This is a genomic window from Microbacterium sp. T2.11-28, assembly GCF_950097975.1.
GTDB lineage: Bacteria > Actinomycetota > Actinomycetes > Actinomycetales > Microbacteriaceae > Microbacterium.
In genome coordinates, this window is sequence record NZ_CATNHF010000031.1 from 123,940 (window position 1) to 136,177 (window position 12,238).

10 protein-coding genes are annotated in these 12,238 nt (G+C 72.1%); 4 read left to right on the top strand and 6 right to left on the bottom strand.

Annotated elements, in window-relative coordinates; all coding sequences use genetic code 11:
- Positions 1 to 4 precede the first annotated feature (4 nt).
- From QQZ13_RS15285 to QQZ13_RS15300, 4 genes are all read right to left on the bottom strand, one after another.
- Positions 5 to 1,237 (bottom strand): AI-2E family transporter, encoded by a 1,233-nt coding sequence (locus QQZ13_RS15285; protein WP_284530336.1) that lies wholly within the window; start codon positions 1,235 to 1,237, stop codon positions 5 to 7.
- A 180-nt stretch (positions 1,238 to 1,417) separates the two neighbouring features.
- On the bottom strand, positions 1,418 to 2,719 hold the full coding sequence (locus QQZ13_RS15290; protein ID WP_284530338.1) for a threonine/serine exporter ThrE family protein: 1,302 nt from the start codon (positions 2,717 to 2,719) through the stop codon (positions 1,418 to 1,420).
- Positions 2,720 to 2,963: 244 nt separating this feature from the next.
- Positions 2,964 to 4,004, bottom strand: coding sequence for an ATP-dependent DNA ligase (locus QQZ13_RS15295; RefSeq protein ID WP_284530340.1), 1,041 nt, complete (start codon positions 4,002 to 4,004; stop codon positions 2,964 to 2,966).
- Positions 4,005 to 4,044: 40 nt separating this feature from the next.
- Entirely contained in the window at positions 4,045 to 5,289 is a 1,245-nt protein-coding gene (locus tag QQZ13_RS15300; protein ID WP_284530342.1) for an acyl-CoA dehydrogenase family protein, read from the bottom strand.
- Positions 5,290 to 5,389: 100 nt separating this feature from the next.
- Between QQZ13_RS15300 and QQZ13_RS15305 the strand changes: the two genes are divergently transcribed.
- On the top strand, positions 5,390 to 6,541 hold the full coding sequence (locus QQZ13_RS15305) for a pyridoxal phosphate-dependent aminotransferase (RefSeq protein ID WP_284530344.1): 1,152 nt from the start codon (positions 5,390 to 5,392) through the stop codon (positions 6,539 to 6,541).
- An 18-nt stretch (positions 6,542 to 6,559) separates the two neighbouring features.
- Here the strand turns inward: QQZ13_RS15305 and QQZ13_RS15310 are convergent, their stop codons facing one another.
- Positions 6,560 to 7,237: a TetR/AcrR family transcriptional regulator gene (locus QQZ13_RS15310; RefSeq protein WP_284530346.1), complete on the bottom strand. Its 678-nt coding sequence runs from the start codon at positions 7,235 to 7,237 to the stop codon at positions 6,560 to 6,562.
- Between the two features lie 136 nt (positions 7,238 to 7,373).
- On the opposite strand from QQZ13_RS15310, the gene sucC reads away from it, so the two are divergent.
- Positions 7,374 to 8,537, top strand: coding sequence for an ADP-forming succinate--CoA ligase subunit beta (gene sucC / locus QQZ13_RS15315; RefSeq protein WP_284530348.1), 1,164 nt, complete (start codon positions 7,374 to 7,376; stop codon positions 8,535 to 8,537).
- Positions 8,538 to 8,559: 22 nt separating this feature from the next.
- Positions 8,560 to 9,462 (top strand): succinate--CoA ligase subunit alpha, encoded by a 903-nt coding sequence (gene sucD, locus QQZ13_RS15320; RefSeq protein ID WP_284530350.1) that lies wholly within the window; start codon positions 8,560 to 8,562, stop codon positions 9,460 to 9,462.
- 104 nt (positions 9,463 to 9,566) lie between these two features.
- Here sucD and QQZ13_RS15325 read toward each other — a convergent pair whose 3' ends face one another.
- Positions 9,567 to 11,036, bottom strand: coding sequence for an NCS2 family permease (locus tag QQZ13_RS15325; protein ID WP_284530351.1), 1,470 nt, complete (start codon positions 11,034 to 11,036; stop codon positions 9,567 to 9,569).
- A gap of 80 nt (positions 11,037 to 11,116) precedes the next feature.
- Here QQZ13_RS15325 and QQZ13_RS15330 point away from each other — a divergent pair.
- A partial coding sequence (locus QQZ13_RS15330; protein ID WP_284530352.1) for a DUF6350 family protein occupies positions 11,117 to 12,238 on the top strand: 1,122 nt, incomplete at its 3' end.

Below are 12,238 nucleotides of genomic sequence, written 5' to 3' on the forward strand. Positions count from 1 at the left end.
CTCGTCAGCCGTTCTCGCGACGCAGCTCGCGCTGCAGCTCGCGCTGCAGCTCCCGCTGCACCTCGCGTTCGACCTCGCGGTGCTTCGGCCGCGCCCACCGTGCGGGGAGGTCGGGGCCGTCCCACACCTGGACGATGCCCCAGGCGACCGCGGCGATCGGGACGGCGAGCACGGCGCCGATGATGCCGCTGAGGACGGTGCCGATGGTCAGCGCGATGAGGACGACGAAGGCGTGGAGCTTCATCGTGCGACCCATGAGGAACGGCTGGAGGAAGTTGCCCTCGAGCTGGTTGACGAGCACGACCACGCCGACGACGATCAGGGCGATCACCCAGCCGTTGGCGACGAGCGCCACGAGGGCGGCCAGGATGCCGGCGACAGTGGCGCCGACGATCGGGATGAACGCCAGCAGGAAGACGAGCACGGCGAGCGGGATGGCCAGCGGCACCTGGAGGATCAGCAGACCCACCAGGATGCCGAGGGCGTCGACGGCGGCGACCGTGGCCGTGCCGCGCACGTAGGAGCCGAGCGTCGACACCGTCTTGTCGCCGATGCGCACCGCGCGCTCGTACTGCTCGCCGCGGAACGGCCGCAGCACGAACGCCCACATCTGCGGTCCGTCCTTCAGGAAGAAGAACAGCATGACGACCATCAGCACGAGGCCGGTGACGAAGTTGGCGACCGCGCCGACGCCGGCGAGCGCGCCCGAGCCGAACTGGGCGCTCGTGACGAAGTCGGTGAGGGTCGCGACCCATTCGTCGATCTGTCCCTGGTCGATGTCGAAGGGGAGCGTCCCGACCCACGCCATGAGGTCGTCGAAACCCTGCTGGGCCCGGCTGTACAGCTCGTCCCACTGGTCGCGGACGGCCCAGACGATCAGCCACGACACGGCACCGAGGAGGAGGAGGATCGCGAAGAGCGCGAGCAGCGTGGCGACGATCGAGGGCACGCCGCGGGCCCGCAGCCAGGTCATGACCGGGGCGAAGGCGGACGCGAAGATGAGCGCGAGCACCAGCGGGATCGTGACCACGGTGATCTGCTGGATGCCGATGATGACGGCGGCCGTGATCGCGGCGACGATCATCACCTGCAGCGAGCGGATCGCGAACGTGCCGAGCCCGTCGGACCACAGGCTCCAGGGTTTGCCGGGGGCGGAGACCCGCAGCGGCGCGGCGCCGACGGGGGTGTCGACGCGGACGGTCTGCGGGGAGGAGCGGAAGAGGTCGAAGAGGCCCATGGGTTCGACCGTAGACGACGCGGCCCCGTCGCAGGGAGCTGACAGTCGTTGTCGGCTCCCCGCCGTCGTCCCGACAACGAGTGCCACCCTTCCGGCACGGCTGGCGAGAGCATGGCGGTCGTTGCCGCCTCACGGCAGCCGTGGCGACGACGAGTGCCGCCCTTTCGGGAGCGGTGTGCGTCAGCGAGCGGGAAGCTGCCACTCCCGTTCGGTGAGCACGCGGGCCACGGTGAGGCCGATCGCCAGGGCGACCACGACGAAGACCGCCTGCATGCCGTTCTGGATGGCGGCGAGGGTGTCGCCGTCGATCACCCCGGCGATCGACCGGTACGCCGCGGCGCCGGGCACCATGATGAGCACCGCCGGCACGGTGAGGGTCACCCGCGGTGCGCGGAGGCGATCGCCCACGAGGTACGCGCCGAGTCCGACGGCCAGCGCGGCGGCGGCGGCCGCGACGGCGGGCATCACGCCGGCATCGACCAGGGCCAGCCGGCCGACGTTGGCGGCCGAGCCGAGCAGCGCCGCCGCCAGGGCGATCGCGGCGGGCGTGGAGAAGAGGACGGCGAAGCCGACGACGCCGACGATCCCCGCCATGAACCGCACGAGCGACAGCAGCGGCTCGGCGAAGGCCGGACTCGCCGTCTGGGTGACGGTCGCGTCGAAGACCGCCGCGACCCCCCACACCGCGGTGCCGGTCGCCAGCAGGATCAGCACCGCGTACGTCACGCGGGCGATGCCGGAGTTGAGGTCGAGGCGCGCGAGGTCGAGCGCGCCGGTGACCAGCGGGAACCCGGGCACGAGGAACAGCACCGCGCTCGTGAGGGCCGCATCGTGCTGCCCGCCGGGGAGACCGACCAGGGTGAACACCTGCGCGACGAGCAGGTAGACCAGGAGCGCCGTGGCGGCGGAGGCGAACACCACGAGGAACTCGTTCGTCCGCAGCCGGTGGATGGCCATCCGCACCGCCTGTCCGGTGCCGGCCGCGACGCCGACGGCCACGAACTCCTGCCACCCGCCGTTGTTGAGCAGGGCGAACGCCGCGCAGGCGAGCGCGGCGGCGAGGATCCGCAGCGGGTCGCCGTAGCGCCGGGGCATCCGCTCGACGGCGTCCAGCTCGGCCTGGAGCTCAACCGCGGTCATTCCCGGCCGGAGCCGGTTGGTCAGCCGCTTCAGCGCCGTCAGCCGGTCGGCGTCGACCGCCGGAGTGCGGATCTCGGCGACCCGCGTGCGGAACATCTGGCCGCGGCTGGCGGTCGAGACGATGTCCTTCATGCCGACCCGGGAATGCAGCTCCTCGATGCCGACCGCCTGAGCTGCCCTCGACATGCTGTCGCTGACCCGCGCCGACGACGCGCCGGCGCCGAGCATGAGGGCGCCGAGTCGCATGACGGCGTCGGTGCGCGCGATGAAGCCGATCGGCTCGAGACGCAGCTCCGCCGTGTGCGTGGGGTCGGGGTCCGCAGCGCCCGGGGCATCGGCCATGCCTCGATCCTGGCACCCCGGCGCCCGGCGTGCACCGTGACAAATCCGCCGCACGTCGCACGGATTTGTCACGGCCGGGCGGGCGTCGCGCCGGCCCGCGGCGCGCGTAACGTCGGTGACACGAAGCCGGAGCCCCCCCGATGGCTTCACAGATCTCGGGCCCGTGTGTCCGGCCGCCGGAGTCCGGCGCCGACACGGGCCCGTTTCTGTGCACGTCTCGCCCTCGGGTGCGCGCCGCGGGGGCTCAGTCGAGGACGTCGCCGAGATCGTACGAGGCGACCGCCTCCAGCTGCTCGTACGTGCACGAGCGGGCGTCGCGGTCGGGCCGCCAGCGCTCGAACTGCACGGTGTGGCGGAAGCGGTCGCCCTCCAGCTGGTCGTAGCGCACCTCGAGGACGCGCTCGGGTCGCAGCCGCACGAACGACACGTCCTTCGACGACGAGAAGCGCGACCGGTCGGTCTCGCCGACGACGGCGTCGCCCTCGTCGTCGCGTTCCACGAGCGGCGCGAGCTCCTCGACGAGCTCCAGCCGGCGCGCGTCGCTCCACGCGGCGACGCCGCCGACGTTGCGGATGACCCCGTCGGGTCCGTACAGGCCGACCAGCAGCGACCCGACGCCCCGACCGCTCTTGTGCACGCGGTAGCCGACGGCGACGACGTCGGTCGTGCGCGCGTGCTTGATCTTGAACATCGTCCGTTTGCCGGGCGCGTAGGGGAGGGCGAGCGGCTTGGCGACGACGCCGTCGAGCCCGGCCCCCTCGAACTCCGCCAGCCAGCGCGCCGCGAGGTCGGCGTCGCCGGTCGTGCGGGTGAGGTGGACGGGGTGCGGCACGCCCGCCAGCAGGTCCTCGAGCTGTGCGCGACGGACCCGGAAGGGCTCGTCGTGGAGCAGGGCGTCGCCGCGCGCGAGGAGGTCGAACGCGATGAACATCGCCGGCGTGGTCTCGCTGAGCATCGTCACGCGCGACGCCGCGGGGTGGATGCGCTGTGAGAGAGCCGGCCAGTCCAGCCGCTGCGCCCCCGGCTCTCCGACCGCGACGACGATCTCGCCGTCCAGCAGGCACGGCTCGGGGAGCAGTCGCGAGAACGCGTCGACGAGCTCGGGGAAGTACCGGGTCAGGGGCTTCGAGCCGCGGGATCCGATCTCGACCTCCGTGCCGTCCCAGGCGACGAGGGCGCGGAATCCGTCCCACTTGGGCTCGTACGACAGCCCGCCCTCGACCCGGTCGGCGGCCGGCACAGCGGGGACGGACTTCGCGAGCATGGGGGCGGGGATGTCGTACATGGGTTCCATCCTGGCCGCTCCCTCCGACGCTGGCGAGGGGTCAGGCGAAGGCGCTCACCCCGGTGATGTCACGCCCGATCAGCAGCGCCTGCACGCTCTCGGTGCCCTCGTACGTGTGGATCGCCTCGATGTCGGCCATGTGCTGGATCACGCCGTTCTCGAGCAGGATGCCGTTGCCCCCCAGCAGGTCGCGGGCCGTGGCGGCGATCCGGCGCGCGGCGCGGGTGTTGTGGTACTTCGCCAGCGACGCCTGGGTGGGACGCAGGCCGCCCGACGCCTCGAGGTCGGCCAGGTGCCGGCAGTACAGCTGCATGGCCGTCAGCTCCTCGAGCATCTGGGCAAGCCGCTCCTGCACCATCTGGAAGCGGGCGAGCGGCTTGCCGAACTGCGTGCGCTGCTGCGCGTACTGCAGGGCGGCCTCGTAGCACGCGGTCGCGTGGCCGAGCGCCGACCACGCGACGCCCGAGCGGGTCGAGTAGAGCACCGTCGAGGCGTCGCGGAAGGTGCGGGCTCCGGGAAGCACCGCGTCGGCGGGCAGGGGGACGTCGTCGAGGGTGATGTGCGCCTGGTGGATGCCGCGCAGCGCGCCCTTGCCGGTGATGACGGTGCCGATGTAGCCGGGAGCGGACTGCTCCACGAGGAAGCAGCGCACCGCCGCATGGTCGTCGGCGCCCTCGTCGTCCACGCGTGCCCACACGAACGTCACGCCGCCGGCGGCGCCGTTCCCGATCCACTTCTTGGCCCCCCGCAGCACCCATCCGCCGTCGTCGGCGCGTCGTGCCGTCGTCTCCAGCGACACGGAGTCCGAGCCGTGGTCGGGCTCGGTGAGGGCGAAGGCCGCGGGCACCTCGGCGCGCGCGATCGGGGCGAGCCAGGTCTCCTGCTGCGCAGGGCTGCCGAAGAGGGCGAGGGTGCGCAGGGCGAGGCCGCCCTGGACGGCGATGACCGTGCCGAGCGATCCGTCGCCGCGCGACACCTCCATGTTCACGAGCCCCGCCGCGAGGGGCGAGAAGCGCGTGAGGTCCGGGTGGTCGATGCCGTCGTTGAGGAGGTCGAGCGCACCGAGGCGACGGGCGATGTCCATCGGGTAGTCCGCGGCGTCCCAGGCCGCGCGCATGGCCGGGCCCACCTCGTCGATGTAGGCCTGCGCGCGCTCCCAGACGGCGCGGTCCTCGGCCGGGATGTCGGCGAAGACGGCGTAGTAGTCGGTGCCGAGCCGTCCGGTGACGTCGTACGAGGAGACGGACTGGCCGGGGAACGCGGCGAGATCGGGGGAGGTGCCCATACGCGACAGGATAACCCGTCACGGCATCCAGTGTCATCATCCGCGGTACGCAGTATCACCGTGACATCCCGGGGAAACACGCCGGGCGTACGCTGAGCGGGTGCCACAGCTGAGCCCCCATGTCGCCGCGGTGCCCGGCAGCGGCATCCGTCGCCTGTTCGAGATCGCGCTCACCCTGGAGGGCGTCACCTTCCTCGCCGTCGGCGAGCCGGACCTCCCCGTCGCCCCGCACATCGCGGCCGCGGCGAAGGCCGCGTGGGACGCCGGCGACACCAACTACACGGCCAACGGCGGCATCCCGCCGCTGCGGCGCGCATTCGCCCAGCGATTCGCCCAGGACCGCGGCGTCGCGCTCGATCCGGAGCGGGTGTGGGCCACGATCGGCGGCACGCAGGCGCTGCATCAGGCGCTCGGTCTGATGCTCGACCCGGGCGACGAGGTGCTCGTGCCGGATCCCGGCTACACCACCTTCTCGATGAGCCCGCGGATGCTCTCGGCCGTGCCGGTCGCCTACTCGCTGCGCGAGGAGGCGGGCTTCCTGCCCGAACTGGACCGTCTGGAGCGACTGGTGACCCCGCGCACCCGCGCGATCATCGTGAACTCGCCCTCCAATCCGCTCGGCACGGTGCTGGACGAGCACCACGCGCGGGGGCTCCTCGACTTCGCGCGCCGTCACGATCTGTGGGTCCTCAGCGACGAGGTCTACGCCGAGCTCGCCTGGGATGCGCCGCACGTGAGCCTGACGGCGCTCGACACCCGCGAGAGCGGAGGCGAGCGCGTCGTGGGCGTCTTCTCCCTGTCCAAGACGTACGCGATGACCGGGGTGCGGGTGGGCTTCCTGGTCGCGCCGCGCGCCTGGGCGGCGCCGCTGCGCTCGGCGCAGGAGGCGATGATCTCCTGCGTGAACGCGCCGGCGCAGCACGCCGCGATCGCCGCCCTCACCGGTGACCAGTCCGCCGTCGCCGATGCGCGCGTCCACTACCGGGAGAACCTCCGCGCCGCCACGGCACTCCTCGACGAGCGGGGTATCGGCTACCTGGAGCCGTCCGGCGCGTTCTACCTGTGGATCGACGTGCGACACGTCAGCGGGGGCGATGTCGCCGCGTGGGCCGAGGACTTCCTGCGCCGGCAGCGGGTGGCCGTGGCGCCCGGCTCGGCGTTCGGTCCCTCCGGCGAGGGATGGATCCGCGTGTGCGTGGCCGCGTCGCGCAGCGACCTGCTCCACGGCCTGTCGCTCCTGCCCGCGCCGTGAGGGGCGCGGGTCGCCGCGTCAGCTCAGCTCGGACTTGAGCCGGCGCGCGACCTCCGCCGCCGGCATCCGGCGCGGGAAGGCCGCGATGACGAGGTCGTCGCGCGCGGGCGTCTCGCCGTCGGGGTGCACGCCGAAGCGGTGCATGAGGTCGTCGTACGCGGCCGACAGCACCGACGCCGGCACCCTCTTGGTGTCGCGCAGGAGGCGGCGCAGCACGTGGTTGTGCACCGCGGTCACGGCGGCCGAGAACGCGACCGACTCCACCGGGTCGATCCCGGGGAGCGCGCCGCGGAGGTAGTCGTCGAACACCCGCTCGTACTGGAACACCGTCACGATCTCGCGCTCGCGCAGCGCCGGCACCTGCCGCACGACGCTGTACCGGCGGCGCGCCAGCTCGGGGTCGGCGGCGAAATGGCGGAAGACCTGCACGGACGCCTCGCAGACGGCCGCCCACGGGTTCTCGTGGCGGCCGTCGCGGCTGCCGAGGAAGGTGCGCAGCTGCGCGAGGAGCTCGTCGTGGTCGGTGAAGACCACGTCGTCCTTGCCCCCGAACTGGCGGAAGAAGGTCGATCTCGAGACGCCCGCCGCCTGTGCGATCTGCTCGACGGAGGTGGATTCGAACCCCTGCGTGGCGAACAGCTCGAGGGCGGCCGCGACGACGGTGTTGCGGGACGGCGGGGGAGCGGGCTCACTCATGACGCAGAGCCTACCCAGGCGGGGGCCGCGGACAGGGCACTCAGCGGCACGTACTAGGCTGGGGGACTGGTCGATATCTCGACATCGAGACTTCTCCGTCCTCGAAAACCCACCGTCGCCCAGCGAAGGATTGCACGTGGATCTCTACGAGTACCAGGCACGAGACCTGTTCGAAAAGTACGAGGTGCCGGTGCTCGCCGGCATCGTCGCCGACACCCCTGAGGAGGCGAAGGCAGCGGCCGAGAAGCTCGGCGGCGTGGTCGTCGTCAAGGCCCAGGTCAAGACCGGAGGCCGCGGCAAGGCCGGCGGCGTCAAGGTCGCCAAGACCCCCGACGAGGCGTACGAGGCGGCCCAGGCCATCCTCGGCCTCGACATCAAGGGCCACGTCGTCAAGCGCGTCATGGTCGCCGCGGGAGCCCGCATCGCCAAGGAGTTCTACTTCTCGGTGCTGCTGGACCGCGCCAACCGCTCCTACCTGTCGCTCGCGAGCGTCGAGGGCGGCATGGAGATCGAGGAGCTCGCCGTCGAGCGTCCCGAGGCGCTGGCGCGGGTCGAGGTCGACCCCCTCACCGGCATCGACGCCGCCAAGGCGCTCGAGATCGCCAAGGCCGCGAACTTCGACGACGAGCTGGCCCCGAAGGTCGCCGACGTCTTCGTCAAGCTCTTCCAGGTGTACAAGGGCGAGGACGCCACCCTCGTCGAGGTCAACCCGCTGATCCTCTCGGAGGAGGGCGAGATCATCGCCCTCGACGGCAAGGTCTCCCTCGACGAGAACGCCGACTTCCGCCACGCCGGACACGCCCTCCTCGAGGACAAGGACGCCGCCGACCCGCTCGAGGCCAAGGCGAAGGCCAACGACCTCAACTACGTCAAGCTCGACGGCGAGGTCGGCGTGATCGGCAACGGCGCGGGCCTGGTCATGTCGACCCTCGACGTCGTCGCCTACGCCGGCGAGAAGCACGGCGGCGTCAAGCCGGCGAACTTCCTCGACATCGGCGGCGGCGCGTCGGCCGAGGTCATGGCCGCCGGCCTGGACGTCATCCTCGGCGACCCGCAGGTCAAGAGCGTCTTCGTCAACGTCTTCGGCGGCATCACCGCGTGCGACGCCGTGGCCAAGGGCATCGTCGGCGCGCTCGCCGAGCTGGGTGCGAGCGCCTCCAAGCCGCTCGTCGTCCGCCTCGACGGCAACAAGGTCGAAGAGGGCCGCGCGATCCTCCGCGACGCCGCCCACCCGCTCGTGACCCTGGCCGAATCGATGGACGAGGGCGCCGACAAGGCCGCCGAGCTCGCCAACGCCTGACCCGGATAAGGAACGCAGAACAATGTCGATCTTCCTCAACAAGGACTCCAAGGTCATCGTCCAGGGCATCACCGGCGGCGAGGGCACCAAGCACACGGCGCTCATGCTCAAGGCGGGCACCAACGTCGTCGGCGGCGTGAACGCCCGCAAGGCCGGCACGACGGTGCTCCACACCGACGCCGACGGCAACCCGGTCGAGCTCCCCGTGTTCGCCTCGGTCGCCGAGGCCATCGAGGCCACCGGCGCCGACGTGTCCATCGCCTTCGTGCCGCCGGCCTTCACCAAGGCCGCGATGGTCGAGGCCATCGACACCGACATCCCCCTCCTCGTGGTCATCACCGAGGGCGTCCCGGTCGGCGACACCGCCGAGGCGTGGGCCTACGCGCAGAGCCGTGGCAACAAGACGCGCATCATCGGCCCGAACTGCCCCGGCATCATCACGCCCGACGAGGCGCTCGTCGGCATCACGCCCGCCAACATCACCGGCAAGGGCCCGATCGGCCTCGTGTCGAAGTCGGGCACGCTCACCTACCAGATGATGTACGAGCTGCGCGAGATCGGCTTCTCGACGGCCATCGGCATCGGCGGCGACCCGATCATCGGCACCACGCACATCGACGCGCTCGCCGCGTTCGAGGCCGACCCCGAGACGAAGGCGATCGTCATGATCGGCGAGATCGGCGGCGACGCCGAGGAGCGGGCGGCCGACTACATCAAGGCGAACGTGACCAAGCCGGTCGTCGGCTATGTCGCCGGGTTCACCGCCCCCGAGGGCAAGACGATGGGCCACGCCGGCGCCATCGTGTCGGGCTCGGCGGGCACCGCACAGGCCAAGAAGGAGGCCCTCGAGGCCGCCGGCGTCAAGGTCGGGAAGACCCCGTCCGAGACCGCCGCTCTGATGCGGGAGATCATCGCCGGACTCTGATCGCACGTGAGAGGGGCCGGATGCCGAGCGGCATCCGGCCCCTTCGTCGTTCGGCGTCGAGGCGCGCGGGGAGTCGGCCCGGGCCCGCCGCGGGCGGCGCGCGATCAGCCGGCGAGCAGGGCCTCGATCGGGCCGCGCGCGAAGTAGATCACGAAGCCGGCGGCGACCACCCACAGGAGCGGGCTGATCTGCTTCGCCTTGCCCGACAGCGAGCGGATGACGACCCAGCTGACGAAGCCGGCGCCGATGCCGTTGGCGATCGAGTAGGTGAGCGGCATCACCGTGACGGTGAGGAACACCGGCACGAGCGCCGACAGGTCGGTGAGGTCGACGTGACGGATCTGGGCCATCATGAGCGCACCCACGATGACGAGCGCCGCGGCCGCGATCTCGGTCGGGACGATCGTGGTCAGCGGGGTGAAGAACATCGCAAGGAGGAACAGCCCGCCGGTGACGAGGTTCGCGAGCCCCGTCTTCGCGCCCTCGCCGATGCCGGCGCCGGACTCGATGAAGACGGTGTTCGACGACGACGAGGTGAGGCCTCCCGCGACCGCGCCGATGCCCTCGACGACGAGCGCCGAGCGCAGGCGCGGGAAGTTGCCCCTCTCGTCGGCCAGTCCCGCCTCGCGCGACAGGCCCGTGAAGGTGCCCATCGCGTCGAAGAAGTTGGTGAACAGCAGGGTGAAGACGAGCATCGTCGCCGCGAGGATGCCGATCCGGTCGAACGAGCCGAAGCTGATCTGCCCGACGAGGTTGAGGTCGGGCCAGGAGACGAGCGTCGACGGCAGCTCGGGCACCGACAGACCCCAGCCGCCGGGGTTGGCGACCTGGCCGTCGGCGCCGATCTTCGGACCGAGGTTCCAGATCGCCTCGACGACGACGGCGGCGACGGTGCCGCTCACGAGGGCGATGAGGATCGCGCCCTTGACCTTGCGGGCGATGAGGACGGCGGCCAGCAGCAGGGTGAGGACGAACAGGAGGGTGGGCACGGTCGCGATCGAGCCCGCGGCGCCGAGACCGACCGGCGGGGAGTTCGCTCCGGTGGCGGTGACGAAGCCGCTGTCGACGAAGCCGATGAAGGCGATGAAGAGGCCGATGCCGACGGTGATCGCGGTCTTCAGCGCCATCGGCACGGCGTCGAAGATGAGCCGCCGGAGACCGGTGACGGCGAGCAGCACGATGAGCAGGCCGTTGATGACGACGAGCCCCATCGCCTCGGCCCACGTGACCTGGCCGACGACGGCGACGGCCAGGAACGAGTTGATGCCGAGGCCGGCGGCGAAGGCGAACGGCAGGCGGGCGACGAGACCGAAGAGAACGGTCATCGCCCCCGCGGTGAGCGCCGTGGTCGCCGCGACCTGCGCGAAGTCCAGCGGCACCCCCGTCACGTCGGTGCCGCTCGAGAGGATGATCGGGTTCAGGATGACGATGTACGCCATCGCCACGAAGGTGACGAGGCCGCCGCGGACCTCCGCTCCGACCGTCGAGCCGCGCCGGGTGATCTCGAAGAAGCGGTCGAGGGCGGATTCGGGACGCTCGGTGCGGGCGGTGGGCGTGGTGCTGTCAGTGCTCAAGGGGGACCTCCAGGGACGAAGGTAGCGCGCCCGCGCGCCCTCGGTGAACGTCGGCGCGCTGTCGGTAGGGTCGAAGCCGCATGAACCGCCTCCTCGTCGCCCTCCTCGCCGCCTTCGACGCCGTGATCGTCGTCGCCGTCGGCATCGCCGCGGCCCTCGCCCCGATGACGCTGCTCTGGGTGTTCGGCGTCTCCGATCCCGACTGGGCCGCACTGTGGCCCGCGGCGGCGACCCTGTGGCAGGCGGGGCACCTCGTGCCGCTGAGCATCACGCTCGACGACCAGTACGCGGCGATCGCCGGGATCCCCGCGGAGGCCGCGAGCTTCACCTTCTCGCTCGCCCCGCTCGCCTTCACGCTGTTCACCGCCGTCTTCGCCGCCCGGTCCGGAATGCGCGCCGCGCGGGCCGGCGCCTGGCCGGCCGGGGTCGTCGCGGGGACGGCGACCGTCGCCGCCCTCGCCGCGCTCGTCGCCGCCACCTCGTCGCTGGCTGTCGTGGCGGTCCCGACGTGGCAGGCGATCCTCCTCCCCACGGCCGTCTTCTTCGCCGCCGCGGCCGCCGGGGCCCTCGTCCACGCCTGGCGGGAGGGCGACGACGGCCTCCTCGACCTCGTCCGGGACCGGATCGACATCGACGACACCGGCATCGTCGAAGCCGCTGCGCGCGGCATCGCCGCCGCGCTCGTCGGCCTCGTCGCGGTGGGCGCGGCGGTGACCGCGATCGCGGTGCTCGCCGGTGGCGGGCGCGTGGTCGCCCTCTTCGAAGCGGCTCACGTCGACCTCGTCGGCGCACTCGTGGTCGGCACCGGCCAGCTCCTCTACCTGCCGACCCACATCGTGTGGGGCGCCGCGTACGCCGCCGGCCCCGGCTTCGCGCACGGGAGCGGCACGACCGTGTCTCCGGGCGGCACCGACCTCGGGGTCGTCCCCGGGATCCCGGTGCTCGGGATCATCCCCGAGGAGCCGTCGGCCTGGCTGCTGCTGCTGGCGCTGCTCGTCGTCGCCGTCGGAGCCGGGGCCGGCTGGATCGCCCGCACGCGACTGCTCGCCGCCCACCGGGGCGACGAGCCGCTGGCGCCCCGGCTCATCGTCCTCGGCCTCGTCGTCGCGGGAGCGGCCGGCGGCGCCGCGCTCCTGGCACGGGCGTCCTCGGGAGCGCTCGGGCCCGCGCGGCTGCAGCAGACCGGCCCCGCCGCGGGGTGG